The sequence below is a fragment of the Clostridium fungisolvens genome (assembly GCF_014193895.1).
Taxonomy (GTDB): domain Bacteria; phylum Bacillota; class Clostridia; order Clostridiales; family Clostridiaceae; genus Clostridium_AR; species Clostridium_AR fungisolvens.
On record NZ_BLZR01000001.1, the window covers coordinates 1,783,374 to 1,810,309 of the forward strand.

Here is a 26,936-nt window from a genome sequence, read left to right on the forward strand (position 1 = left end):
CTCCAATTCAATTATTTATTTTTTGTAACAATAATAATTATATTGATAAATTTAAAAAAATATAGACTTTTTCTTTTCTACCAGTTATCATATAGATAGGTCACGCCCATAAATAATCTTACAATCACAATAACAAATAAGTGTACTTTAGTACATTACACTCACCTTGTAATCTTTATGCTATCATAATAGCATTCACACATATAATGAAAGACAGCGTGTTTTTTATTATGGTCTTATTCAATTCTCAAGGTATATTAATCTTTTTTTAGTTTCATCAGTTATGTTGTCTTATTTTCACATTCTAACTTAATTATTTACAATTATATAATTATCTTTATAAAAAATTAGGGTATACAGAAATCAAGATTTATATCTATTACTTTAATACTTAAACTCCATTTAATAAAATCTCTATAGTTATCTTAAATATAACTACTCAAACTCTCATATCTCACACACTGTAGCCTGTATGTTTATATATTTTTAACGTATTAACTTATGTATTAAATAAATGTTGGTATTTTATAGCTTGTCTCACTTGATAGCAGTAACAACATTTATTTAATACATAATATAAGGCTTTTTATAGTAATAGCTAGTTCACATCTTAAGCATAAAGTAAGTGAGTTTTTTTGTGGTGTAAGGAGTGAAGGACTTACTGTTGTGGGTAAGTATTTAGTGAATACTGTAAGAATAGTTTAAATCAATGTGTAATAATATTTTTCTACTAAATTTATTAGAATATTGAGTTGAAGTTTAATCAATATTCAGTACAAACACTATTTTAATACTAACTATTTAATTACAGGAGGAATATAGATATTTAAAAATACCCAAACAGATAAATTTAATATATCAACTAGAAAATGTGCAAGAATACACCATCTCAAACTTTTTGTTTTATGATAAACATATCCCCAAATTAATCCCATAGTTAGCAATGGTAATACCATTATATAACTTCTAATAGTTATTGAGAAAACTCCCCACATTAAAGGATGACTTAAACTGAATAAAATAGTAGTATATATAACTTTCACTGATGGTTTCCATGTAAGGTTGTCTATTAAATAACCTCTCCAAAAAATTTCTTCTGTAAAAGAATTTATAACAGCAAATATAATCCACATAACAATTAACGATGGAGTTTCAATATATTTTATCCCCCATATAAATGAAAAACCGCAAAGAAAAACAGGTATAAGTGATACTATACTTATCTTAAAATTATAAACAGGTTTCTTAAGATAGGATTTAAGCATGTTTTTTGTAGGCTTTACAACTACAATTATTGATACCCAATAAACAATGGCAAGTGGAATGAATGCCCATGCATTTATATACTTTGAAGCAATCATTGCAGTTAAAGAGCCTACTAAAATAATTATTAAAGGGATTAGGGCTATTTTTATATTAGTCTTAATCATAAATTACCTCAACTTAAACAATATTAATGGCTTTTTTCGATAATAGTTTTAAATTTAATAGTTAGATTAAATTTTTCAAGTCTTATGGTATTATCTGCCTAAAAACATAAGAAGTTAGAAGGCTGCCTCTTGTCTCGACGACTTTAGCAGATACTTGGTTGGCTATCTCCAGACTTTTTATATAGGAATAGCCAAATTTTCTAGAAGCCATGAAGGCACCAATGTGAGAATCGCCAGCACCGATTGTATCAACAACATTAGCTTTGATACCCATGGCATGCTGTAGGTGTTCACCATCATATAGATAGGATCCGTTTTCACCATCAGTTATGATAATCAAATTATTTGTTAAAGAATAAAGCATCTTAACAGCTTGTTCTAAAGTTGCTGTTTTTGTAAAGGTTAGAATTTCATCCATATTTAAATGAACAATTGGCGAAAGTTTGAAAATTTCATCAAGCTTTCTTTCATCTATTAACGAGAATCTTGGCCCAGGGGCAAAGAAAACTTGTAGATGTCTGTTTTTATTAAGAAAGGATATGATTTTATTGCCGGTGGATTCCTCAATTTCTAGTCCACAGATGTAAACCTGGTCAAAATCATCCATATTAATTCCATCAAGCCACATAGGATCAAAAGTGTATTCGGCACCGTGATATGATAGAAAAGTTCGTTCTCCATGAGGTTCAACATAACAATAACAACACCCGTTATCTTGATCTGCAACTCGGACAAATGGTGATAATCCTATTTTTTTCAGCTGTGAAGCCACATAATCTCCATAGATTCCAGTACCGATAGGTGAACAAAACACATAAGGGACATCAAAAAGATTTATTATGTTCTGAACATTAAAAGCACAACCACCTATAGACATAGTTTGACCATTTATGTGACAGTCTTCAGTGGTAGTTGGGAGTTTTTCTATATTGATGATTATGTCGAGTACAGTAGAGCCAATAATCAGTGTTTTTTTCATTGTTACCTCCGTGCTTATGTGAAATAGTTTGTTGGATAATTATAGTATAGCATTTTTTGATGCAGTTTGTATTAAAACTAAAGTACCTGACGTAATTCAATTGACCTTCACCATATCCTTGTGGTTACAATTACCGTAACTTGAAACCTACAACTAACAGTGATATAATTGAAAAATCAAATAAAAAAGAACATTTTATGAGAGGTAATGACTTTGGATAAGATTTCGTTAGATAAAGAAATAATACTCAATGCAGCAGAAGAAGTTATTCGCCGTTTCGGGCCAGAAAAAGCGAATATTACTGACGTAGCAAAATCATTAAAAGTTAGCCATGCTGCACTTTATAGATATTATAATGGAAAAACTGACCTTTGGAATGCTGTTACAGAACGTTGGCTTTCAAACTTGCATGTTTATTCAAAGGACATTTTAAATGAAGATACTCCTGCTGATATTAAACTTTTTCGTTTACTTGAGGACTTTGCGGAAGCGAAGCGTCGCAGCTCCATCAATGATCCAGAAATGTTTGCTAATTATCTTAAACTGGCTCAAAGCTCAATGGATGTAATAGAAAAAAGTATACAAGATGGGATAAATAGTATTAAGGATGTTATAGAGCAAGGAATTGAAGAGGGAATCTTTTTTGTGGAATTTCCTAAGCAAGCAGCGGTAGCTGTATATCATGCAACCAGTGCTTTTATTCATCCAAACTCATTTGAAGCTGTTGATCGAAAACAAAACATAGAATCTGTTGTAAATCTCCTTATAAGAGGGCTTAAAAACCCTAATAAATAATTGAGTAGGAGATGGAAGTAAGACTAGTCAATATTATGTCAAAACATTTTGTATAATAGATAGCACTAGAAGTTTGATTATAGTTTACAAAACCTAAATATGATAAGCTAAATTTTTAGCCCTTGCTTTCCTAGTAGGATTGTTGAGGGCTTTATTTATTGTCTAAAAACAATCTATAGATAAACTAGTGCAAATAGAATATATATTTGATACTCCTATTACCGTTAATAGTTAACAGAAGTGTCACTTAGTTTTCTTAAATAGAACTAGATTATCAATATGAAGGCAAGCCTAAACAAAGCATAATGAAAAAGAGTTATTACTTTAAGTAATAAGTCATAAAAAAATATTACAGGTTACAAAGATTATATATTGTAACTTGTAATACGATGTGATATTATTAAAACAATGAGTTACAAATAATAATAAATGTAACTAGTAATGTTAATTCGGAAATTTTAAGGAGGATTTTTTATGCGTGTTTTTGTAACAGGAGCAACAGGGTATATCGGTTCTGAGGTTGTTAGGGAACTCATCGACGCTGGACATGAAGTCATTGGGTTAACACGCTCAGATAAGGGAGCATTAAAATTAAAGGAAGCTGGAGCTGAAGTGCACCTAGGTTCACTTGATGACCTAGATAGCCTTCGTAGTGGAGCTGCTATTGCAGATGGTGTTATTCATCTGGCATTTAAGCACGATTTCTCGGATTTTGCCGGTTCACTTGCCACAGATTTACAAGCAATTCAGGCTATAGGGGAAGTACTTGAGGGCACTGGAAAGCCATTTTTAACTACAGCCCACGCAAATGGTACTGCATCAGATAACGCTACTTTGGAGCTTGCAAAGCGTGGAGTTAGGGCTTCTGTAGTGTCGCTTTCAACATCTGTACATGGTGATGGAGATAAGGGATTTATTCCAAGATTAATTAATATAGCACGTGAAAAAGGTTTCTCTGCTTACATCGGCGACGGGTTAAACCGCTGGCCAGCTGTACATCGTCTAGATGCGGCAAGACTTTTCCGCTTGGCATTGGAATCTGCTCCTGCAGGATCAAGACTGGATGGGGTTGGAGACGAGGGCATACCGTTCCGTGATATCGCAACTGCAATTGGTCGTCATCTGAACTTACCAGTAGTTAGTATTACACCTGAAGAGGCAACGGCTCACTTAGGTTTTTTAGGTGCTATCGCAGCCCTTGATCTAGCAAGGTCCAGTGTACAGACTCAAGAGCTCTTAGGTTGGAAACCAGAGAATCCTAGCCTTATGGAGGATCTTGAACATGGACACTACTTCGAAAAATAATTAGGGACAATGTTAACTATATAAAATAGTTATACGATGATATTGCTTGTAATAAATAAGGGGGAATAGAAGTTGAAAAGTGTTATTTATTATTTTACAGGAACAGGAAACAACTTACAGGTAGCTAAAAAAATAGCTGAGGCATTGCCGGACTGTGAGCTAGTATCAATGGGCAAAGGTAGTCATGACAGCAATGAAGTGTATGATTATATCGGCTTTGTGTATCCCACATATGCCTTAAATTTGCCGCGAAGAGTAACACAATTTATAGGCGAAATGTCCCTTGAAAAAAGTAAAAATGCATATTTTTTTGCTGTGACTGGATGTGGGAATATAAGTGGTGTTGCGCTAACTGTTCCTGGGAAGATTTTAGCAAAAAAAGGCGTGACACTTAATTTTGCAGAGGAAATTATTATGGTTGGAAATTATGTTGCGATGTATAAAATGAACGAGAAAAACCCGGAGAAATATCAAATTGCTGCTAATAATATACCTACATTGGTTCAAAAGATAGTAGCTAAAACACAGCAACCAGTGGGTAAAGTGAACGAGCCCCTTAACATATCAACCGCTATTGGTCAAAAATTAATATATGCCAGAAAAGACAAAGGTTTTAATGTTTCTGATGCTTGTATAGGTTGTGGAACCTGTGAGGCAGTTTGTCCTGTTTCCAACATAGTAATGAAAAACAAAAAAACTAGTTTTCAACACAATTGCGAACAGTGTATGGCCTGTGTGCAATGGTGCCCTAAGCAGGCTATTAATTATAAGAATAAAACGCAAAGCAGAGGACGTTATACTAATCCTAGTATTAGCTTGAAAGAATTAATAGAAGGTAATAAGTAGAAAAGTCAAAAGTTTTTCACAGAATTTGGTGCTATGATTGAACATAGCTGAGATCTAAATATATTAAGCACGTACAACTTATATACGTATAAAAAGCAGGCTATATTATGGAGATAAACTCTAAAATATAGCCTGTTTTTGTTTGTCCATTTTCCAAATAATCTATAGGACTAAATAAAAAACTAATAACCGTTTATTGCGGTTAACCTAGTTAGATAAACATCTGGTTTTTATGTATTATTCTTGAACTTCTTGATGTTTTATATAATCATCCCACCAAGTAGTTAATTCATAAAGCAAGGGCAACAGACCTTTTCCTTTATCAGTTAAAGCGTATTCTACTCTTAGGGGCATTTCATTATATTGATTTCTAATAATTAATTGATCATTCTCAAGTTCACGTAATGAATTTGTGAGCATTGTATTTGTTATTCCTGATATCTCTCTTTTTAATTCATTAAACCTCATAACTTCCTTTCTTAGCAAGTGACCTAATATATTTAGTTTCCATTTGCCTCCAATTACTTCTAATGCGTTTTTTATAGGGCAGTTTTCGTTAAAATCTGATTGTTTTATTAAATTCCAATATTGTTCTATTTCTTGTTTGCTCGCCATATCTATCCTCCCCAGGTACGAAAAATAGTACCTAATCACAAAATTCTGCGTAATTGTTAATATAAATTTACTCAAGTATAATAATTATACCTAGTATATTTATTAGAGTAAACATTATATTTACTTAAGAAAACTATATATTTAAGAGGAGAGATATAAAATGTCAAAAGTAGTTATTTTTAATGCTAGTCCAAGAAAGAATGGATATAATTCAAAGTTATTAGAACAAGTAGCAAAAGGTGCTGAATCTAAAGGTGCTGAGATTATAGAATTTAATTTAAATGATAAGGGGATTCGCCCATGTCAGAGTTGCTTCTACTGCCGTACCCATGATGGTTGTGCTATCAATGATTACCTTCAACCAATGTATAAGGCTATTGATGAAGCAGATGCTATTGTATTTGGTTCTCCAATCTTCTACTATCAAATTACAGGACAAGCAAAAGTTTGGTTAGATCGTACATTTCCAATGCTTGGAGATATGATTGGAGACAAATTTGAACCAAGACATCCTGGGAAAAAGTTAGTAACAATATTTACTCAAGCTAATTCAAATCCTGAAATAAGTGCAGAAGGCATTAAATATATTACTAATGTTTTCAATAAATATGGTTGGGAATTAGAGGAAAATATTCACGTTTGCGGAATTTCTCTTGTTCCTGATTTAACAGAGTTAGAGGAGTTATCTTCAAGAGCATTTAAGGCTGGGGAAAATCTAGTTGGATAAAATCCTAGAAAAATATTAAAGACTATTTTTAGATTATGTAATTGATATTGATTTGTACCAAATGCTATTGATACATTTAATTAAGGAAACCAAAGCTGATTGCCTATTTTATTATAATTTATAATATTCTTGAATTGTGACATAAAAACACTGCAAAACTCAATTATGAATATTGCAGTGCTTTAATTAATTATTAGTTTTTTATTTATGCATTCATCTTTGATATAGCCATTTGTATAGTCATATCTTAAAATCTTGACTTAATTACTTGTAATTATAACATTTATAGCTAGTTTATTCCATGTGCTATGTAACTACTTGAAGCTTTTAATATTATTCTCTACACTGAATTATTCAGTTTTCAAAGAGCATTGTTCGTATTGTAAATTTCACAAATTACGTTGTCTTATTTTCATATACTAACTTGATATTTACAATTATATAAGTAACTTTATACAAAAGTAGAGTATACAGAAGTCAAGATTTGGTTGCATTACTTTAATTCTTAGGTCTAATTTAATAAAATTTCTGTTTTGATCTTAAATATAACTACTTAAACTCTCATAGTTCATAACTTGGAACTTGTAAGTGTATATATTTTTATACACTTAACTTATGTATTAAATAAATGTTGGTATTTTATAGCTTGTCCTTGAGGTAGCAGTAACAACATTTATTTAATACATAATAAAAGGCTTTTATTATAGTAATAACTAACACACCTCTTCAGCATAATTTTATGCAACTTCTAAGTGGATTAAGAGTCAAGATAAATTTACACAATATGTTATAATTGAAAGCATAAGTAACTAGGTGCTATAAGGAAAATTGAAACGTGTGGAGGGGTAAAATGAATGATATAAGAATTTCAGATATGCTGAACATGCAAATGGATTTGTATGAATTACATAAAGATACCTGGTCACCATTAGAAGCGAAGTATGGTAGAAATTCTATCCTTTGGATGGTGGAAGAAATAGGTGAATGTATTTCAATAATAAAGAAAAAAGGTGATTTGGCTATAATGGAGGATGAAAATGTTAGAAAAGCATTTTGTGAAGAAATGAGTGATGTATTAATGTATTTCAACGATACATTGCTTAGATATGGAATTACAGCTGATGAAATCTCTTCTTCATATATAGATAAACATAATAAAAATATGAAGCGAAATTATGTTAAAGAATATAAGAGTAAATATGAGAATAGATAAATTGGTGATTTATAGGAGATGTATAAGATGAAAATAGGTGTAATAACAGATATACATAATAATATAGATGCATTAAATGCGGTATTAGATGAATTTGCTTCACTTGGTATAGAAAAAATTATATGTAGTGGAGATATTATTGGAATTGGACCCAAACCAGAAGAAACTGTAAAAAGAATAATGCTACTTGAAGATGATATAGAATGCGTAAGAGGAAATCATGAAAATTATCTTATTAATGGAATACCTTTGATAGTTCCTAATGATGAAAAGATGGGTTATGGGGAAATGGAACATCATAAATGGGAGCACGGAAAACTCAGTGAAGAATCTATTGAGTTCATAAAGGCACTGCCGTACACAAAAGTATTAAAAATATGCGGAAAGACAATTTATATAGCACATTATGCTATAAACGAAGATAATAAATATGTAAATTATACTCCAAATCCATCATTGGATGATTTAGAAATGATGTTTCAAGATGTGGAAGCAGACATTATAGTATATGGTCATAATCATGCTCCATTAATTAATCATGAATCAAATAAATGGTATATAAATACTGGTTCTTTGGGATGTCCATCAAATAACATAAACATTGCAAGAGCAGGTATTATTATTGTTAATGAAGAGAGCATTAAATATGAAGAATTGAAGGTGCGTTATGAAGTGAAAAAGGTTATAGAAGATATTAAAAATATAGGATATCCTGATTTTAAAAACATTTTGAAGTATTTTTATGGTATATCATAATTGCAAATCTTAACTTATACATTAGTAAACTATAACAGAAAAAGGAGAATAACTATGCTTCAATCAATTGTGCATATTGCTTTAGTAGTAAGAGATTATGGAACTGTGGCAGTATTTAAAGATTTGCACGGTAACTTATGGGATCTAGTTCAGTTTAATAAAGAACATCCTATGTCTAAAAGAGTGAAGTAAATTAAAAAATATATGGGGGAAAATCAAATGTTTATAATTAATTTGACTTACGTTAAACCAATAGAGGAGGTTGAAAAGTATTTGACAGAGCATATTGAATTTTTAAATAAATATTATTTTAGCAATAATTTCATTTGTTCTGGGCGAAAAAATCCTCGAATTGGTGGAATTATTTTATGTAATGCTAAAGATATGAATGAGGTTGAAGACATTATTAGTCAAGATCCTTTTAAGAAAAATGCAATCGCAGATTATGATATAGTAGAATTTCAACCAACAAAGTATGCTGAAGACTTCAAGGTATTTGTTGAATAAATTTCAATCTGGAGGGAAGAGAATTATGGGATTGTTAGACAAGTTTAAAAAAAGCCAGAGAAAGAAGAGATTAAGTCTGATGAAGTTGTAATGGATGTCTGGAAAGTTATTGTGAGATCTAACGTTAAGTTTTATTCATAAATTACCTCAACTTAAACAATATCAATGATTTTTTTCTATAATATTTTTAACTATTGAAATAACTTGAACATAGTAGTTTTATAAAATATGTTGTATTTACAAAATATGTTATAGTTAATAGGAAAGTAATAATTTATAACACTGTAGTAGTAATTCGTGGAGGTAAATTTATATGGATTTTAGATTGGCTAATATTAGCGACTTACCAAAACTCAAAGCTGTGTATAGAAACATAATTGATAATATGAACAGAAATAACATACAAATTTGGGATGAAATCTATCCATGTGAGTTTTTTAGAGATGATATTGAAAATAATCACCTTTATATATTGGTGGAGGACAATGATGATATAGTTGCAGCATTTGCGCTATGTGAATCAAATGCTGGAGAAAGTTATGTAAAATGGGAAAATGCCCATGACAAGGCATTATATATTGATCGTTTTGGAGTCAATGTTGATTATTCAAGAAGAGGAATTGGCAGTATAATGCTTAAGCATGCTATTACACTCACTAAGCAGAAGAAAGCTAAATATTTAAGGCTTTTTGTTGTGGATATAAATAAACCAGCTATTAATGTATATTTGAAAAACGGATTTAGGCAGGTAGATGGAATCTATAAAGAAAGAATTGATGATGACCTTATATTGCGTGAATATGGGTTTGAAATAGAAGTATTAAAGTAATACAAATTCTAATTTGCAATGGAGGAAGATATGAATAAAAGTGTAATTCACATATATGGAGCATCAGGTTCGGGAACGTCTACATTAGGTAGATTTATATCAGAGCAGCTTGGATATACTTTTATGGATACAGATGATTATTTCTGGCTGGAAACAGATCCTAAGTACATAGAGAAAAGAGATAAAGCTGAGCGGCTTCAAATGATGGAAGAAGATATTTTACACTCAGATAAAGTTGTTATTTCTGGTTCTCTTGTGGATTGGGGAGAGGATTTAATTCCATATTTCACCTTAGCAGTTCGTGTGGTAACTGATAAAGATGTCCGTATTGAGCGTCTAAAGAAAAGAGAAAAGAAACACTTTGGTTCACGTATTGAGATTGGTGGAGACATGCACAAAAATTATGTGGAATTTATTGAATGGGCTGCTGCGTATGATACAGAAGACACTGAGACGAGAAGTAAGGCAAAGCATGATCAGTGGCAACAGCTGCTAAAGTGCAAACAAATTATTGTAAATGGTGAAGATGATTTAAGATATAATTTAGAGATTATAAAAAATGCACTTATGGCAGAGTAATGAATTTTAATTAATCAAGAAATTTATTATTAAATAAAAAATGCAACATTATATTATGAGCTCCTTATATGGTTTTAGGGAGCTCATTTTTGTTTATGAATTTAGTGTAAGGTTATCTTGCTATAGAATCTACTATTCTTTCCATTGAGGATCAATAGACTTTAGATATTTAGTTATATCATTTATGCTTAAATTATTTTTTAGTACAAGATACTCTTTATCATTATTAATTATTATTGGATTACCAAAGGTAATGGACGATATTTTATTGTCATCATTATATAGAGTGACTGAATATATCCAACCAGTTTTAGCGTTTGTATATATAGGCTTTATTATTACAAACTTGTTTAAGTAGCTCGTAAATTCTTCTATTTTCTTGGGATCTGTAACAGTTAGAGGTGGATTTAAACCTCCTCTACCATCACTGAATACTATTTTTGTGATTTTCGTATCTTTAATGGTTATTATTTTATTTAATTTACCGAAACCTAGTATTTGAACAATTGCAAAACAGATAATGAAAATGCATAAAATCCTTAAAGCCCATTTTGACTTTTTCACAAGAATACCTCCAAAATAATTCTCATTGAATTTTTAATGACATATTGTAACTATATTTATAATAACATATAATTCTAAGTAAGTAAGATATTGTAATTATTATGTGTTTTGTAGTGCAGAATAAATAACTATATACTTTGCAATTTATGTTATAGATATATAATATTCTATAACATCTCAAGAGGATATAGCACTCTAGCAAGGAGGTCTCTATGATAAAAGTTTTAAAAAAGCATTTCTATTTGCCAATCTTCCCAATCTTTTTAGTTATAGGTCTTTTAAGAAAATATCAACTCGATACTACGGAAAAAATTAGATTTGGCTATGTACATGGTTCTGGCTCTCAGACTTTAATAGTCTTCATTTCGATTTCAATTTTTCTTACTGCAATATCTATGTTTTTGCAGAGGCTATTTGAAAGTGGATATACAAAAGCAGTTAAAATAAGGGTAACTATAGCTATAAGTGTTATAAGTATATGTATGATATTTATTTTATTTAGTGTAGTAAGGTAGAGCGGGTACTAAAACTTAAGTTGATTCTCCATTTAAATATCAGTTAAATACTCTCAGTTAAAAAATGAAAGTTTCGAGATATATACAGTTGTAAAATTTTACTCAAAAAGCTTTTATATAAAGAATGATATAGAAATGTCTATTACCTTTATTTCAGCATATAGAAATATTAAAATTATATTAGATATAAGGCTTATTTAAAGCAGATTTAAAGATGAAATACTCCAATCCGAAATCTATTTTCAAAACTCCTCTGGGTTCTGAGAGGAGAATTTGAAAATATAAATTTGATTATGAAGTGGTTCATCTATATATAGAGAAATATTAGGATATTTTACACATGAAAATACTATATATTAGATCTGGAATTAAGTAAGCTATGATAATTTAAGGTGGTGGATACATGATGAATAACGTAATAAAAAGACCATATAGAAGACTGGCTGACTTTATGAAGGTGTATCAATTTATGATTGATAATTATTCTGTTGATTGGAAAAATGGTGCTCCTGCAACGTTTTTTGAATATGCGCAAATGTTATTTTGGACTGACAATTCGCAAAGTCATAGAAATGCTATTTGGGAGGATAAAGGAGAGATAGTTGGATTTTGTTTTTATGAATCTCAGATTGGGAAGGCATTTTTTAATTTGAAAGAAGGATATGAAAAGCTTATACCAGAAATGATTGAACATGCAGAACAACGTTTAAGCAATGATGGTGGAAGCTTAGAGCTTAGTCTCTTTATGAGTCAAAAAAATGTGATAGAAGTTGCTAAAAATATGGGATATGAAAAAACAAATGAATGGAAATATGGCATTTATGATTTTTCTAAAGGACCTTTGAACTATCAATTGCCTGAAGGTTTTTTCTTTGAAGAACCTGGAAAACAGGATATGAAGAAAAAGATAGAAGCATTTTGGAGAGGCTTTGACCACGATACAGAACCAGAAGGTGGAGTAGAACGTGGATATAATTTGATGTCAGCTCCATATGCCACCCCTGAACTAGATGTTGTTATTAAAAATTCTAGAGGCGAATATGTTTGTTGTGCAGGGATGTGGATGGTTCCTGAAAATAATCTAGCATATTTGGAACCTTTAGCTACAGTTCCAGAATACAGAAAAATGGGACTTGCTTCTGCTGCATTATCAGAGTTATATAGAAGAACTGTAGCTTTAGGAGCAACACATATGACAGGCGGAGGAAATGGGTTTTATTTTGCAATTAGCTTTGAACCCTTGGTGAAATGGTCATCGTGGAAGAAAATCTAGATTTGAAAAAGAATCATATAAGGCTTTCAAGTTTTTTTGGCGGCTTCTAAAAGGAGTTGCCTATTTTTGTTGTATAGGAAATTGTAAAATAATTCAGTTAGCTAAGTTTAGATTTTTCAATAGGTCTGTAAGTTTTTTAAGGTTATACAGTAAAAAATAAAACTTATTAGCCTGTAAGGTTAATAATATACATCAGGAAAGGTAGATGAGCAAAAAAATCACTGAAGAAAATCGTTTCAGCGATTTTTTCATAAGATCAATGTTTTGTTACGGCCTTATAATATTCATTATGGAAGTTTACTGCAATTGCTTCTGTTGAGTCTACACCTTTAATAGAAAATATTTTTGTTCCAACTGGACATTCATTTGCCTCCCCATTATTTTTAGGAGAAGGAGTCACTTGCTTTTTTACTGTTTCAATCTGCTTATTCAAATTTTCACTTGGTACAACCTCTGATGACAGATAATAGTCGGTGTTGTTATAAATGAGCATTGAAGCATACAACACATTAGTGGTGGTGGATACACCATTTCTAGCACAGCCAATAAAACTAAACAATAATATTAAGGTAATTAATGACAATAATAGTTTTCTCATTTTGTTTCTCCTACTTATCCAACAATACTAATAAATACGGAATATATAACAGATTAATTCGCTTATTATTATAAATTATAACATAAGAATCTGTATTTTAATGGTATAATTGTATGCAATAAAGGGGATGAGTTATGCTTGAAAATCACGATAATAGCATAACCTTAAGATATTTGGAGGCATTTATGGATAATAATCTATTTATTGAATTTTGTAAGGATAAATTTCACTATTTGATAGATGAGTTTGGATTTAATGATGTAACAACTGAAGATGATGGTATCAGACTACATATATTATATGAAAAGAAGGGTCTTAAATTAGAAATTATTAATCATAGTATTGAGATGCCTGAATTTCCAGTGTCAGTATACTTTGTAACAGTAAAGAAAGGTATCTTTAAAAAGACCAATACTTATGATTTAGATGATTTACTAATATATAGAAAGTGCAGTAGTCAAGTTTACGAATATCTGTACTATAATGATATAGACACTTTTTATGATAAGATACCAGAAGAAAAATTAGAATTTTATAAAGATAAATATTCGAAAGACGAAGAAATTGAACTTATTATAGATAAATATTCTCGTGTATTAAAGGAATTTGGCTCTGATATACTGAATGGAGATTTTACTATTTTACCTAATGTGAAGAAATTACGAGAAGAATATGATAGAAAATTTGACTGTCCTACAATATATAACTAACAGTGGTTCGATAAGTGGCTTTAATTTTAAAATTGCAAAAATATGCTAGGAAAAGATAGATGTTTTAAAATGGAGGTTAGTAATGAAAAAGATAGAAAAAATGAATGCAATTGCTGTTTGTGTGATAGGTATTTTTATAGTAATTGGAGCTATAGCGCTAGTGATTAATCAGTCGAATAAAACCAAAGAAGATGTTCAAGTAAAGATAAATGGTAGCAAGGTTGTAATAGAGGGACAGTTTGGTACAACCATTGATACTAAAGATATCTCTGAAATAAAACTCCTTGATACCTTACCCGCTGTTAAGACAAGAGTTAATGGTGCAGAAAGTGGAGAATACAAAAGAGGAGACTTTGAGGTTCAAGACCTTGGTACTTGCAAGTTATTTATAAATTTAGAAAATGGACCATATATCTATATTGTAGCGAATGGTAAATATATAATAAACTTTAATGATAAAGCAACAACTTTAGACTTTTATGATAAGTTAAAGAAAGTTATTAAGTAATAAGATAAAAAGCAGTCTATTAAAAATTAGATGTGAGAGATGATATGGCTAATAGTAGATTATGTAGAGTTAAGGAATCTTTTTAATATGGATAAAGACGTACCATATAAGTTTTATCTAGGGATTGGTACATCTATAAAATAGTAATTCAATAAATACAGAAGGGTATATATACGTGGGCAAAATGACAAAGTTAATAATTTTAAGAGGTAATTCAGGAAGTGGTAAAACTACAACAGCCAAGGCACTGCAAAAGAAATTTGGACATGGCACAATGCTTATTTCACAAGATGTGGTTAGAAGAGAGATGCTATTTGTGAAGGATGGGCCAGATGGAAAAGCAGGTGAGCTACTAAGTGAGCTAGCGCTGTATGGAAAGAAACATTGTAATATTATAATTTTAGAAGGAATTTTAAATTCAAAGTGGTATGAAGGACTTTTTAAAAATTTACTTCATGAATTTAAAGATCAAATCTTTGCATATTACTTCGACATACCTTTTGAAGAAACTCTAAATCGTCACAAACAAAAACCTAATGCTCATGAATTTGGAGAAAAAGATATGAGAAGCTGGTGGAAGGAAAGAGATTTAATAGAGCTTATTCCTGAGGTATGTATAAATAAAGAATTAGACTTAAATGAAGTTGTGGATATGATTTATCAGGATTCTACAAGATAAAAAATAAAATATGTAATTTGGTACACACTGTCTATTTGAAAATGCTGTGATAAGGATAAACTGAATAAAAAATAGAAAAAAGCAAATATTATTTAGGAAAAGTATTTATAGAATTCAACTACTTAAGAGGACTTAAAAATGGAGATTAATAAAGGATTAAATGATGATAAGATTCTTGTTGCAGGAGTAATAGGTATTGCTTCTACTGTTGTCGGAGAAATATGTTCGTGGATTCTTCTTTCTTTTGGAATTGGTACTTATAGCACATATCAAATAAACAGTCTTATTGTTACTTATAATAAGCCTTCAATATTAGTAGGATTGTTTTTAAATCTTATAATGGGTGGTATTATTGGGGCGGCTGTTTATCTCACACTTAAAAAGTGGGGACATGACCATATTATTATGGTGAGTCTTGGGTACACATTAGTTGCATGGATGTTTATTGAAATTATTGCCAATGGTGTAGTTGATAAAGATTTAATTGCTACAAGAGTAATAGGTGGCTATGTTAATCAATTTATTAGTGCTGTAATACATGCAGTTGCAAAAGGATTAATGTTGAAGTGGTTTATATTTAATAGAAGTTAATATTATCTTTTACTCATTTTTCATATAAAATGAACTGAAGAAGTCCAGTTAGGGCTTCTTTTTATATGGATATAAAATCATCACCATTGTTTAAAAAGCCTAAAATATAAATTGAAGAAAGCAAAATGACTTTCATCAAGAATGTAGAATATTATCGATACTATTCTAAAATAAATCCTAATAAAAATAAATATTATCTATTGTCTAATTGCTTTTTCTTAAATATAAAAGATAACACCAATGATGCAACAGTTGGTACACCATAGGTAACACTCTTAAACACTAAATTAAGGGAAAATGGAGTTGAATATTCAGGATGTTGTAAAAAATTCTGATAGTCAATAAGCGTAGTTGTTAACATAGCAATTATCAGAAAAACAGAGAAACAACTAAAAAGAACTGATGCAGTTTTATACTTGTTTTTCATAGAAACTACCTCCTTAAATTAGATGTAATACTTACTTATATTATATCAAAAAAAGACCGTAAACAAATAGGGTTTCAGAACTTGTTGCTAAGTTCTAAAACCCTATTATTATATGTTCTTAAAACTATCTTTTATGAAAGTGCTTCTTTGTTATCTAAAATGAGGTATACATTTTCATAAGTAAAGTAGGTAGTTTACATATTTACATACGTCCCTTATATAAAACTGGTATTGCAGCTGCTATAAGGATCATACCCATAAAAGCAGGTGCGGCATGTCCAAGTGATACATAGATTTGACCTCCAATAATAGGGCCAATCATTCTTGCTAAAGCCTGAATAGATTGGCTACCTCCTTGAATCCTTCCTTGTTCGCTAGAATCCACAGATTTTGATAGCATTCCGTTGAAGGAAGGGCCAAAGATAGAATCACCAAAACCATATATGAACATTCCAACGATTAAAAGAGGATAGAATGAGAACAAGGACGATGCTGCAATAAGTCCGTAGCCTATAATCTCCGAAGTCATTCCGAGAATCGCAATCTGTTTATCACTAAGTTTTTTCAAAAGCCTTGGCATTATGAGGCCTTGTGAAACAATGTCTTGAAAGCCCATAATTGAAAACATAAGTCCGATTACTGTAGGCTTCCAACTGAAAGTATCCATAGTAAATTGTGAAAATACTGCTTGTAAAGATCCATTTGGTATCCAAAGTAAGAACGCTGACACTAGAAGTCTTTTTAAAGTTTTCATAGAAAGTATGCTTGCAAGCTGTGTAAATGGATTAAGTCTTACAAGGGTAATCTCTTTAAGTCTATTATTCTTGTCTAGGCTTTCAGGCATAAAGAAGAATCCATAAACAACATTTAGTAAAGTAATAAGTGCTCCAAAAAACATTGGTACAGAATAACCAAACTTGGCAAGTAGTCCACCTAGAGTTGGACCAATGATGGTGCCGACACCTACAACAGCACTCATCCATCCAAAGTATTTAGTTCTCTGTGCTGGAGGAATGATATCTGCAAAATATGCGAAGATAGTGCTTATGCTGCCGCCAGTTATACCTTCAATTATGCGTCCTAGGAATAGCACCCATAGAGCTCCGCCTATACCAAAAACTAAGTACCCAATTGAGGAACCTAGTAGGCATATCAAGAGTAATGGACGACGGCCGTACTTGTCGCTCAAAGCTCCAAGTGCTGGAGCTGCAAAAAATACGCAGACTGCATAAACAGAGGTCAGCATAGTAACAACTATAGCTTGTTCACTAGGGCTGCTTGTATAAGGTTGCACTAAGAATGGCACCACAGGTGCTATGATACTAAAGCCTATTCCGCAAAGAAATACAGATATAAGACCGAATATTAAAGGATGCTTATCTACTGTTTGCTCTGAATTTTGTTCATTGTATGATTTAAATTTAGACATTTTAATCTCTCCTCTGATGTTGGAATTTTGATTCCTTGGAAACAAACTTATCATATCAAGTTTTTGTTTCCTTGTCAACAAAATTGATATAATAAAAAAATCACTGAAGTAATTTTCTTCAATGATTCTTTTGCATAGCTGCTTGAGGTTTTATTTTAATTATTCAAATTTATCCGACTTAATATCTACACCTTGTTTCTTTATTTCACAATCTAAATGGTTACTATACTTTTCAATGAATCTAAGCATACTGTCAAATTGATCCTCGGTTACCTGCTCAAATATGGGTTTATCACGATCTTGAAACTCTTTGTGCAGTTCATCATGGACTTTATAGAGTTCTTGCCCTTTTTTAGTAAGCCTAAAATAGACTTCTTTCTTATTATCAGGCTTCTGATAGCTTTCAATAAGACCCTTTTGAATGAGCTTTTTAGTTAATTTGCTTATGGCGCCCCTAGTCATATAAAAGGCTTCACCAAGTTTTGTCACATTGGGATCTTCATTTCCTCCGATGTATTCAATGCAGTGTATTTCAGAAGACTTATAACCCTTAAGAATGTCCTCCATCTTAAGCTTATTAAGCCAAGCCATCTTGTTAAATACTTCTCTGACACCAGTCATGACCTGTTCTTGTTTGTTCATTATGTGTCCTCCCGCCCGTTGTTACATTAACAATATTATATTTAAATTTTGTTTCTATTTCAACAATATTGAAATATTATTTAAAACAGAATTTCTCCGTTCCTCAGTATATACTTCGTAGGAATAAAAAATGTAGGTGGGAAGCTAGATGAACATTTAGGATTATGAATGGTGAACCATATCATAAATGACGTAGACTTTACTTTAAAGTTGTTATATGTCTTCAGAAGGCTATAATATATCTTCAATCGTTATATAAAATGGTAGATAAATATTAAATTATATTATTTATTTTATTAACCATTTCTAGAGCATTGAATACAATGGTATATGATGGTTATTGTGTGTAAATTAGGAAATAAATAAGTTATCAAGGCGGTGTATTGTAGTGGAAATGAAAAGATGTGAAAAAGGTCATTTTTATGATGCAAAGAGGACACCGACATGCCCTTACTGCAGTGGCAGCTCGGATTCTATTAATTTAACAGCTCCTCTTGACTCTGGTACAGGAGAAATTTCTAAAACTCGTCCATTATCAGAAAGCGGCTCAGAAATATCAAAAACAAGACCACTTGGAGTTAATCAACATAATAATGTAGTACAAGGTGATAGGGAAAAGACAGTAGCATTGATGAAGGAAGCAATTGGCGTAGATCCTGTAGTAGGCTGGCTTGTGTGCATAGAAGGTGCTGACAAAGGAAGAGATTATAGAATACATGGTGAGCGTAATTTTATGGGACGTTCAGAAAAGATGGACATCTGCATTCGTGGAGATGAAACAATTTCAAGAGATACTCATGCAGTTATCAGTTATGATTCACGAAGAAATACCTTCAGGCTTTACCAAGGGGATGCTAAGGGAATTGTGTATTTAAATGATGAAGAAGTTGTTACGGCTGTGCTTCTAAAGCCTTATGATACCATAGAGCTAGGAAAGAGTAAGTTATTGTTCATTCCATTCTGTGGGGAGTTATTTAAATGGGAATAAGAAAAGTTTTAATAGCCCTTTGTTTGATACTGATAGCAACTTTATTTACTACCGTTGCCTTAGCTGAAGAGGAAAACTTTCCACAAATAATTAGCATCACCACTGGAGATAAGGGAGAAAATTGCTCATTGGTATGGCTTGGAAAAACTGATGAAAATACATTAAGCAACATAAATCCAGAACTTCTTGTAAACAAAGGAAATGGAGAGCAGGTCGCTGTAAAGCCTGAAGCTGCAAATCCTTGTGGAGTGGATTATGTTGTTTTTTTTGAGAGGTTAAAAAACTATGATATGTTGGATGCAATTGTAACAGATAATAAAAAGACAGCAACAAGTCCTTCTCATAATGATATTAAGACTTTGATGGACGGATTAAGGTCTTCAGATACCATATCTTTTGTTACCTATAATGAAGAGTTTAATAGAAACTTTAACAGCAAAGTGAAATTCAAACCTACAGATATAGGAGTTCTTTTAAAGCAATATTCTAAAGAACCAGTGGCACAGGGTAAAAACTATCTAGACATTTTAAATGAACAGGATATTTTTAAAAACAAAAATGATGGCAGTAGAGCTATCTTGGTTGTAAGATTTACGGATTCATCAAAAAGCACACTTACACTCAGCAATGAAAACTCTTTAAAAAATGCGTTGGTCTTTGAAGGTGGTGTAACTAACCAAGGCTTTGATTCAACAGGTATATTAGAGCAAGGAAGAGGTTATTACCTTCTAAATTTCAAATATGACTTAAGTTCTGCTAAATCTGTAATATTAAAGTTTAACGGCAAGAGCAGTAAGGAATTTATGCCACAACCTTCTGAGAAAAAAATAACTGAGACCAAACCTCAAAAGGAAGTAGAGGTTAAACCACAAACATTCCTCCAAAAAACCATGAATTTTATAAGGAACATAGCCTTCATATTGATATTTGCAGGTTGCTTACTCCTCATAGCATGTATTTTTTTACTACATCTATTAAAGAAGGGTAGGGGTAAGAGTAATATGATAGGGAAAAATGGGAAGATTAGGACGCTTAAATTAGATAGTATGTCTTCAGGGGCTAATATATCTATCGGAAATGCTCAAAATATCGGAAGACGTGAAGAACAACAGGACTCCTTTGCAATTTCTGATATAAGCAATAAACAGCTATATTCTGAAAAGGGTATTTTCGCAGTGATTGCTGATGGTATGGGAGGACTTGCTAATGGAAGGGTGTCAAGCAACATTGTTGTTGAGTCACTACTGCGGTATTTTTCTGAGCAGCATTTTATCTCATCTGCCCAAATTGAACTGAGGAACATGATTATAAGTGCCAATGAGAAACTACTGGATTACTTACACAGCACAGGAAATGGAAGAAGTGGAAGTACGGCTATAGCAGTTATCATAAAAGAGTACGAGTTATACTGGATATCTGTTGGAGATAGCAGGATATACCTATATCGTGGAAATCGATTATATACTCTTACCAGAGACCATGCTTATGTTACAGAATTACTTCAAAAAGCTATTAAGGGGAAAATAGATTTTGAAGAAGTATTAACCCATCCTGATAGAAGAGCTCTCACAAGCTATATGGGTGTTGAGCAGTTAACTGATATAGATCAGAACATAAAGGCATTTCATCTTCAACCAGGAGATAAAGTTTTACTTTGCAGTGATGGAATATATGGTTCTCTAGATGAAACTGAAATGGCTAAAGTACTGATGAGTGATCCCCAGACTTCAGCCTTTGAACTTGAACAAAGAGTTTTGGAAAAGGCCTATAAAGGGCAAGACAATTTGACAACAGTGGTAATTGGAATTGAATAGCCTACTGATATAAAAATACAAGGAGGCAAGTTTGTGTTTAAAAAGCTATTTGCAACTTTAATCTGTTTTAGTATAACAATTTTTGTTTTTCTAGGATTTTCTCCTAATGTTACAGTTTTTGGGGATACAGCGAGTCCTTCAAAAATTCAAGAGGCTAGAAAAGGCGTAGTTATGGTGTATTGTGACAATGGAAAAGAATCTGGTATGGGATCAGGATTTGTAGTTGGTAGAACTGGAAGTCCTGCAAAATATGTGGTTACAAATTTCCATGTTATTGAGGGAAATCCACAGAGTATTTATGTAGTCATATCTACTGATGTACTCATAAAGGCAAAACCAATCATAATGAGTCCTACTGGTGATTATGCAGTGCTGGAAATGGAAAAAGAATTACACGATAGAATTCCTCTTCCAATTCTTAAGAGTGATACAGTTTCAGTTGCTCAAAAGGTATATGCTTTAGGATTTCCTGGAGCAGCAGCAGCAATTGAAGATAAAAATACATGGGCTCCAGATGATGTAACTGTGTCCAGTGGAATAATAAGTAAGGAAATCACAGTTAATGGAGTAGGTACCTATCAAATTGATGTAAGCATAAACCCAGGTAATTCAGGTGGACCACTCATAACAGAAGATGGTGCAGTAATAGGCATAAACCGATTCGGAGCAAAAAATGCAACTAATATCAATGGGGCCATTAAAATTGATGAGATTATAGCAAGCCTTAACTCATTGAATGTACCATATGAACTATACAAGGCACCTGAAAACAATTCTAATAATAGTACTGCTACTGTAACTACCCCTTCTCAACCAGCTAAAGCTGTCACAGAGCCAGAGAAAAAGAGTGTCGGGGTTACAGGTTTTATAAAGGCCAATTGGATTTTAATATTGGCTGGTGCAGTTGTTTTGATAGTTATCATTGTTGTTGTAATGTTATTAAGCAGAAAGTCAAAGGGAGTAGCATCTAAGGCACAAGGATTTTCTGGGGAGCAGCAGATTTCACCTCAACCTGTGATTCATAAGTCAACACCTGTATACCAATCAAATCGTAGCTTTGGTATATATGGAGTTTCTGGGTATTATCAAAATAAATCCTTCAGCCTTATGAAGGGGAAACTGGTTATTGGTAGAGATTACAATGTGTGCAGCGTAGTATACCCTGCAGATACAGCGGGCATAAGCTCAGTTCACTGTGAAGTAAATTATGATGCAGACTCAAACAAATGCGTTCTTGTTGATAGGGGTTCAACCTATGGAACCTTTCTTTCAAATGGGGAGAAGCTTATGAAAGGAAGACCTTACTATCTTGGTCCTCATGATAGTTTCTACTTGGCCTCTCCAGCAAATAAATTTGAGATCAGGGAGATTTAGAATATGATTTTCACAACTTCGTTATCATCAAATATTGGCGGAAGAGATAAAAACGATGATTATGCCGGCTATATGTTCAAAGAAGGTAGCTATGGCGCGTGGATAACAGCGGATGGTCTTGGGGGACATGTGGATGGAGATGTAGCTTCTAGGATTGCTGTTGAAAGTTCTCTTAAAGCCTTTGAAGAAAACAATTCTCTGGAAATACTCAATATTGAAAATATAATCTCAAAAGCAAACTTGGATATCATAAATGCTCAAAGTGATCATAAGGCAAGCAATGGCATGAGAACAACCCTTGTTGCTCTTTTTACAGATTCAAAAAAAGTAGTATGGGCACATGTAGGTGATACCAGATTATATTATTTCAAAAATGGTTCGTTAAGTGCTAGAACTAAGGATCACAGTGTTTCTCAACTTGCAGTGTCCTCTGGTGATATATCTGAGGATCAAATCAGATTTCACGAAGACAGAAATAAGCTCCTAAGAGTTTTAGGCACTGGACCAGAGCTTAAGGTTGATGTGCTGAAGCAGCCCCTTCAGGTTGAAGCTGGAGACGCTTTTTTACTCTGCACTGATGGCTTTTGGGAGTATGTATATGAAGCTGAAATGGAGATAGACTTTTCAAAAGCAGCATCACCTCAGCAGTGGGTAAGTTTTATGATAGAAAGGCTTTACATGCGTATACCACCAGGAAATGACAATTTTACTGCAGTTGCTGTATTTGTTGAATAGTGTAGGAGGTATTAATAGTGAAGAAATTTCTTCTGTATATCTTTTGTATTATATGTATGACGGTGTTTTCCATTGATGTCTTTGCTCTGGAAGAGTCAGAGAAGCTTATTATTAATAGTGTAAATGTAAAGAAGGATAGCTTCAGTGTTTACTTCGACACAGTGTATACTAATGGAAGCTTCAACAGTTCTAATATAGATAGTTCAAATCTTACTGCTTCCATTGGTAGTGTTAAGTTACCCTTAAAAAGTCTTGATAGATATGAGAGTACTGGAGAAGGAATCGCTTATGTACTTATGGCAGATGCATCTAAGTCCATGGGAACTAAGGGAAAAGAAAGTATCATAAAGCTATTTACGGAAATTATAAATCAGGCCAGTATAAATGACAAAATAGCTGTAGTTACTTTTGGAGAAAGCGAAAATATACTACAGGACTTCACCTCAGATAAAAAAATTCTTATTGATAAAATAAACACAGTAAATGTAAAAGAAGATGGGACTGATTTGTACCGTGCTGTGTCAAAGGCCCTTGATATGCTTTCATCTGATAAATCCCTTCCTGCAGAAAAGGCTATAGTTATTCTATCTGATGGACAGGAGTCAAATGATCAGGGAATCACCAAGGATGAAGTGTTACTTAAACTTCCTCAAAGCCACATTCCAGTAGTATCAGTACCATATAAAACCTCAGACAGTGCTGCGGCAAAAGAAAATTTAAAGATTTTAGGAAGCTTTGCACGGTTGTCAAATGGCTTAGATTTTACTCAGAATGATAATAAAACTTTTTCTGACATTGCAAAAGCCACTGCAGAAAGATTTAAGAAGACCTTTGTTGGTAAGTTCGATAGTAGTGCTGTAAAGATGGAAGGTCAGACTGTAACTCTTAATCTCGCTGTAAAGTTAAATGGAAGTACTACAATCTCTGCAAATCAAAGTATAGTTCTACCTGTAGTGGATACTTCACAAACTACAAAGATTACTCCAACGCCACCACAGACACAAACTTCTGTGGTACCTGGAAAAAACACTAAAGGTTTTTCAAAATATATTCCTTATATAGCAGGTGGCGCTATTATCTTATTGACTGTGTTAGTTCTGTTAGTTACGAAAATGAGAAAGAAGGACGAGTACACTGAGTATAGCTTTAATGAAGGTGGTTCTACAGGAGAAGAAGAAAAGAATTCTACAGTTTTTGTTTCTGAAGGAGATGAGAATAAGGCAATGGAAGTAGGAAAAACAGTGGGCTTATATGAAGAGTCAAATGGAAGCAATTCCATTCAAAAAACAGGTCCTCTACCACAGAGTCCCCCAAAAGGTGGAATTAAAATAAGATTCACTAAGCTTGGCAGAGAGGATATTGTTTCTTATGAGATACTGCTAAGCAGCAGTATTATTATAGGAAGAGATCCTGCCATAGCAAAACTGGTCTTTAAAGAGGATGAACTGCTCTCAGGAAAGCACTGCGAGCTTGTGCTTCAAGATTCAAGGATATTTGTCAGAGATTTGGGTTCAACAAACGGAACCTATGTTAATGGTGTTCCACTTTCTGGTCCTTGTTGTCTTCACAACGATGATATTTTGCTCATAGGTTCCATGGAACTAAGAGTTTGCTTTTATGAACCTAACTAGTTGATTATGAGGTGAGGCGATGGATGTTAACAAGCTTTGTATAGCGTGCATGAACGAAAGTGTAACTGAAGGGATATGCAACTTTTGTGGCTACTTACAGTCCTATGAGACCATAACCCCCAACTCACTTCCACCTCGAACTATACTTAATGGGAAATATATGGTGGGAAAGGTTTTAGGTCATGGAGGTTTTGGAATCACATATATATCCTGGGATTTAATTGGAAGTAGAAAAGTTGCAATCAAAGAATTCATGCCTGATGGTCTCGTAGCTCGCTCTCTTGGTGTTTCTATGGTGTCCTTCTTCAGCGATGAGAAAAAAGCTAACTTTAAGTATGGCCTTGAAAAATTCCTAGATGAAGCAAGAATGATATACAAATATAATAGTAGCCCTAACATAATATATGTTTATGAATTCTTCGAAGAAAATGGAACAGCTTATTATGTCATGGAATATCTTGATGGTATGGATTTAAATCAATATCTAAAGCTAAAAGGTGGAAAATTAGGCTTTGAGGAAATGCTTAATCTCATTACTCCAGTTTTCTCCGCATTAAAGACAATTCATAAGGATGGCTTAATCCACAGAGATATCAGTCCTGATAATATCTATGTGACAAAGGATATGGAGATTAAACTTTTGGATTTTGGAGCAGCTAGGTATGCTGTAGGAGAAAAAAGTCAGAACTTATCTGTAATTCTTAAGCTTGGATATGCTCCTGAAGAGCAGTGCAGAACTAAAGGACATCAGGGTCCTTGGACGGATATCTATGCCTTGGGGGCAACTATATACCACCTTCTCACAGGAGAAAAGCCGCCAGAAGCTTTTGAACGTGCTGCTGATGATAATTTAATAAAGCCTTCATTACTTGGGGTATCGATACCAGGTTATTCAGAACTGGCTTTATTAAAAGCTATGTCTGTTTACGCCAAAAACAGATTTCAAACAGTGGAAGACTTCGAAAGAGCCTTCACAACAGAACAGCAGTTTTCAAGTCCACAAAACATTTCTCTCGAAACTCAAAACCTTTCTGTTCTTAATCCAACTCCAGAAGTTTTGCACAGAGAACAGAACGTAATAACTTTGTATGCTGGATTTTGGAAAAGAGCGTATGCAGCTGTTATTGACGGATTAATTATTGGAACAGTAAGTACAATTTCTTACTATATTGATGGGATGGGAATATTGGCAGTTGTCATATGCTGGTTGTATTTTTCATTATTTGAATGTTCTTCAAGCCAAGGAACCCCAGGAAAGCAAGTAATGAAACTCATTGTAACAGATCGTTATGGAAACCGTATTTCCTTTATGCATGCTACAGGACGTTACTTTAGCAAATTTATTTCTATTCTCACTCTGTTTATAGGATATATCCTTGCAGGAACTACTGAGAAAAAACAAGCTCTTCATGATATTATTGCAGGTACCTTGGTTCTGCAGAAAAATATTACTCCATACGAAATTCACCCTTCAGTTGAAAGTCATAAAGAAATTTTACCACAGTTTTCTGAATCCCACGATAATTTTCAACTTCCAAAGCCAGTTCTTATAGGGATATCAGGTTACTTTGCAGGGGTAAGTATCCCTTTAGGAAGGGAGCCTATTATGATTGGACGTAATTATAAGCTATGTCAGCTGGTTTTTCCTGAGGATATAGCTGGAGTCAGTGGAATACATTGTTCAATTTCTTATGACGCAGTTTCAAAAACCTTTATTTTAATTGATCAGAGTTCCTCTTTCGGCACTTTCCTCTATAGTAGAAAAAGAATTTCAAGTGGAATTCCCATATATCTAAAACCAGGGGAAACCTTTTATATTGCTGAAGATAACGGATTTGAGGTAAGAGTATAATCAATTTAAACCAATCAATAAGTGG

30 protein-coding genes are annotated in these 26,936 nt (G+C 32.7%); 22 read left to right on the forward strand and 8 right to left on the reverse strand.

Going from position 1 to position 26,936, the window contains the following annotated elements; genetic code table 11:
- Positions 1 to 797 precede the first annotated feature (797 nt).
- On the reverse strand, positions 798 to 1,430 hold the full coding sequence (locus bsdtw1_RS07470) for a CPBP family intramembrane glutamic endopeptidase (RefSeq protein ID WP_183276963.1): 633 nt from the start codon (positions 1,428 to 1,430) through the stop codon (positions 798 to 800).
- 82 nt (positions 1,431 to 1,512) lie between these two features.
- Positions 1,513 to 2,409, reverse strand: a complete 897-nt coding sequence (locus tag bsdtw1_RS07475; RefSeq protein ID WP_183276964.1) for a carbohydrate kinase family protein — start codon at positions 2,407 to 2,409, stop codon at positions 1,513 to 1,515.
- A gap of 207 nt (positions 2,410 to 2,616) precedes the next feature.
- On the opposite strand from bsdtw1_RS07475, the gene bsdtw1_RS07480 reads away from it, so the two are divergent.
- The 3 genes from bsdtw1_RS07480 (at position 2,617) to bsdtw1_RS07490 (ending at position 5,355) form a co-directional block, all read left to right on the forward strand.
- A complete protein-coding gene (locus bsdtw1_RS07480) occupies positions 2,617 to 3,204 on the forward strand; it encodes a TetR/AcrR family transcriptional regulator (RefSeq protein WP_244638123.1) in 588 nt (195 codons plus the stop codon).
- Between the two features lie 474 nt (positions 3,205 to 3,678).
- On the forward strand, positions 3,679 to 4,509 hold the full coding sequence (locus bsdtw1_RS07485) for an SDR family oxidoreductase (protein WP_183276966.1): 831 nt from the start codon (positions 3,679 to 3,681) through the stop codon (positions 4,507 to 4,509).
- 72 nt (positions 4,510 to 4,581) lie between these two features.
- Positions 4,582 to 5,355: an EFR1 family ferrodoxin gene (locus tag bsdtw1_RS07490; RefSeq protein ID WP_183276967.1), complete on the forward strand. Its 774-nt coding sequence runs from the start codon at positions 4,582 to 4,584 to the stop codon at positions 5,353 to 5,355.
- A gap of 237 nt (positions 5,356 to 5,592) precedes the next feature.
- Here the strand turns inward: bsdtw1_RS07490 and bsdtw1_RS07495 are convergent, their stop codons facing one another.
- Positions 5,593 to 5,970 carry a winged helix-turn-helix transcriptional regulator gene (locus bsdtw1_RS07495; protein ID WP_183276968.1) on the reverse strand — a complete coding sequence of 126 codons (378 nt, stop codon included), beginning with the start codon at positions 5,968 to 5,970 and terminating at the stop codon, positions 5,593 to 5,595.
- 160 nt (positions 5,971 to 6,130) lie between these two features.
- Here bsdtw1_RS07495 and bsdtw1_RS07500 point away from each other — a divergent pair, with 160 nt between their 5' ends.
- From bsdtw1_RS07500 to bsdtw1_RS07530, 7 genes are all read left to right on the forward strand, one after another.
- Positions 6,131 to 6,697, forward strand: a complete 567-nt coding sequence (locus tag bsdtw1_RS07500) for a flavodoxin family protein (RefSeq protein WP_183276969.1) — start codon at positions 6,131 to 6,133, stop codon at positions 6,695 to 6,697.
- An 850-nt stretch (positions 6,698 to 7,547) separates the two neighbouring features.
- A complete protein-coding gene (locus bsdtw1_RS07505) occupies positions 7,548 to 7,910 on the forward strand; it encodes a DUF550 domain-containing protein (protein ID WP_183276970.1) in 363 nt (120 codons plus the stop codon).
- Positions 7,911 to 7,937: 27 nt separating this feature from the next.
- Entirely contained in the window at positions 7,938 to 8,666 is a 729-nt protein-coding gene (locus bsdtw1_RS07510; protein WP_183276971.1) for a metallophosphoesterase family protein, read from the forward strand.
- A gap of 54 nt (positions 8,667 to 8,720) precedes the next feature.
- Positions 8,721 to 8,858 (forward strand): hypothetical protein, encoded by a 138-nt coding sequence (locus bsdtw1_RS07515; RefSeq protein ID WP_183276972.1) that lies wholly within the window; start codon positions 8,721 to 8,723, stop codon positions 8,856 to 8,858.
- Positions 8,859 to 8,885: 27 nt separating this feature from the next.
- Positions 8,886 to 9,173, forward strand: coding sequence for a YciI family protein (locus tag bsdtw1_RS07520; protein ID WP_183276973.1), 288 nt, complete (start codon positions 8,886 to 8,888; stop codon positions 9,171 to 9,173).
- A gap of 313 nt (positions 9,174 to 9,486) precedes the next feature.
- Entirely contained in the window at positions 9,487 to 10,002 is a 516-nt protein-coding gene (locus bsdtw1_RS07525; protein WP_183276974.1) for a GNAT family N-acetyltransferase, read from the forward strand.
- Between the two features lie 30 nt (positions 10,003 to 10,032).
- A complete protein-coding gene (locus bsdtw1_RS07530) occupies positions 10,033 to 10,581 on the forward strand; it encodes an AAA family ATPase (RefSeq protein ID WP_183276975.1) in 549 nt (182 codons plus the stop codon).
- A 132-nt stretch (positions 10,582 to 10,713) separates the two neighbouring features.
- Here the strand turns inward: bsdtw1_RS07530 and bsdtw1_RS07535 are convergent, their stop codons facing one another.
- A complete protein-coding gene (locus bsdtw1_RS07535; protein WP_183276976.1) occupies positions 10,714 to 11,145 on the reverse strand; it encodes a hypothetical protein in 432 nt (143 codons plus the stop codon).
- 212 nt (positions 11,146 to 11,357) lie between these two features.
- Between bsdtw1_RS07535 and bsdtw1_RS07540 the strand changes: the two genes are divergently transcribed.
- Positions 11,358 to 11,660 carry a hypothetical protein gene (locus tag bsdtw1_RS07540; protein ID WP_183276977.1) on the forward strand — a complete coding sequence of 101 codons (303 nt, stop codon included), beginning with the start codon at positions 11,358 to 11,360 and terminating at the stop codon, positions 11,658 to 11,660.
- Positions 11,661 to 12,063: 403 nt separating this feature from the next.
- The gene (locus bsdtw1_RS07545; protein WP_183276978.1) at positions 12,064 to 12,933 is read left to right on the forward strand and encodes a GNAT family N-acetyltransferase; all 870 of its coding nucleotides are present in this window, start codon (positions 12,064 to 12,066) and stop codon (positions 12,931 to 12,933) included.
- A 256-nt stretch (positions 12,934 to 13,189) separates the two neighbouring features.
- Here the strand turns inward: bsdtw1_RS07545 and bsdtw1_RS07550 are convergent, their stop codons facing one another.
- On the reverse strand, positions 13,190 to 13,531 hold the full coding sequence (locus bsdtw1_RS07550; RefSeq protein ID WP_183276979.1) for a hypothetical protein: 342 nt from the start codon (positions 13,529 to 13,531) through the stop codon (positions 13,190 to 13,192).
- Between the two features lie 134 nt (positions 13,532 to 13,665).
- On the opposite strand from bsdtw1_RS07550, the gene bsdtw1_RS07555 reads away from it, so the two are divergent.
- From bsdtw1_RS07555 to bsdtw1_RS07570, 4 genes are all read left to right on the forward strand, one after another.
- On the forward strand, positions 13,666 to 14,241 hold the full coding sequence (locus bsdtw1_RS07555) for a hypothetical protein (protein WP_183276980.1): 576 nt from the start codon (positions 13,666 to 13,668) through the stop codon (positions 14,239 to 14,241).
- Positions 14,242 to 14,323: 82 nt separating this feature from the next.
- A complete protein-coding gene (locus tag bsdtw1_RS07560; RefSeq protein ID WP_183276981.1) occupies positions 14,324 to 14,749 on the forward strand; it encodes a hypothetical protein in 426 nt (141 codons plus the stop codon).
- A 184-nt stretch (positions 14,750 to 14,933) separates the two neighbouring features.
- Positions 14,934 to 15,428, forward strand: coding sequence for a kinase (locus bsdtw1_RS07565; protein ID WP_183276982.1), 495 nt, complete (start codon positions 14,934 to 14,936; stop codon positions 15,426 to 15,428).
- Between the two features lie 138 nt (positions 15,429 to 15,566).
- Positions 15,567 to 16,019 carry a hypothetical protein gene (locus bsdtw1_RS07570; protein WP_183276983.1) on the forward strand — a complete coding sequence of 151 codons (453 nt, stop codon included), beginning with the start codon at positions 15,567 to 15,569 and terminating at the stop codon, positions 16,017 to 16,019.
- 193 nt (positions 16,020 to 16,212) lie between these two features.
- Here the strand turns inward: bsdtw1_RS07570 and bsdtw1_RS07575 are convergent, their stop codons facing one another.
- The 3 genes from bsdtw1_RS07575 to bsdtw1_RS07585 all read right to left on the reverse strand — a co-directional run bounded on the left by bsdtw1_RS07575 (position 16,213) and on the right by bsdtw1_RS07585 (position 18,517).
- Positions 16,213 to 16,446 carry a hypothetical protein gene (locus tag bsdtw1_RS07575; protein ID WP_183276984.1) on the reverse strand — a complete coding sequence of 78 codons (234 nt, stop codon included), beginning with the start codon at positions 16,444 to 16,446 and terminating at the stop codon, positions 16,213 to 16,215.
- Positions 16,447 to 16,648: 202 nt separating this feature from the next.
- Positions 16,649 to 17,875: an MFS transporter gene (locus tag bsdtw1_RS07580; RefSeq protein WP_183276985.1), complete on the reverse strand. Its 1,227-nt coding sequence runs from the start codon at positions 17,873 to 17,875 to the stop codon at positions 16,649 to 16,651.
- A gap of 159 nt (positions 17,876 to 18,034) precedes the next feature.
- A complete protein-coding gene (locus bsdtw1_RS07585) occupies positions 18,035 to 18,517 on the reverse strand; it encodes a MarR family winged helix-turn-helix transcriptional regulator (RefSeq protein WP_183276986.1) in 483 nt (160 codons plus the stop codon).
- A gap of 394 nt (positions 18,518 to 18,911) precedes the next feature.
- Here bsdtw1_RS07585 and bsdtw1_RS07590 point away from each other — a divergent pair, with 394 nt between their 5' ends.
- The 6 genes from bsdtw1_RS07590 to bsdtw1_RS07615 are packed head-to-tail and all read left to right on the forward strand — an operon-like array spanning position 18,912 to position 26,911.
- The gene (locus tag bsdtw1_RS07590; RefSeq protein ID WP_183279757.1) at positions 18,912 to 19,505 is read left to right on the forward strand and encodes an FHA domain-containing protein; all 594 of its coding nucleotides are present in this window, start codon (positions 18,912 to 18,914) and stop codon (positions 19,503 to 19,505) included.
- Positions 19,496 to 21,319: a PP2C family protein-serine/threonine phosphatase gene (locus bsdtw1_RS07595; protein WP_183276987.1), complete on the forward strand. Its 1,824-nt coding sequence runs from the start codon at positions 19,496 to 19,498 to the stop codon at positions 21,317 to 21,319. Before bsdtw1_RS07590 ends, bsdtw1_RS07595 begins: the two co-directional genes overlap by 10 nt.
- A gap of 33 nt (positions 21,320 to 21,352) precedes the next feature.
- Positions 21,353 to 22,693 carry a trypsin-like peptidase domain-containing protein gene (locus bsdtw1_RS07600; protein ID WP_183276988.1) on the forward strand — a complete coding sequence of 447 codons (1,341 nt, stop codon included), beginning with the start codon at positions 21,353 to 21,355 and terminating at the stop codon, positions 22,691 to 22,693.
- Positions 22,694 to 22,696: 3 nt separating this feature from the next.
- Entirely contained in the window at positions 22,697 to 23,428 is a 732-nt protein-coding gene (locus bsdtw1_RS07605) for a PP2C family protein-serine/threonine phosphatase (protein WP_183276989.1), read from the forward strand.
- 17 nt (positions 23,429 to 23,445) lie between these two features.
- Entirely contained in the window at positions 23,446 to 25,059 is a 1,614-nt protein-coding gene (locus bsdtw1_RS07610) for an FHA domain-containing protein (RefSeq protein WP_183276990.1), read from the forward strand.
- A 19-nt stretch (positions 25,060 to 25,078) separates the two neighbouring features.
- Complete coding sequence (locus bsdtw1_RS07615) at positions 25,079 to 26,911, forward strand: protein kinase domain-containing protein (RefSeq protein WP_183276991.1); 1,833 nt, start codon at positions 25,079 to 25,081, stop codon at positions 26,909 to 26,911.
- Positions 26,912 to 26,936 lie beyond the last annotated feature (25 nt).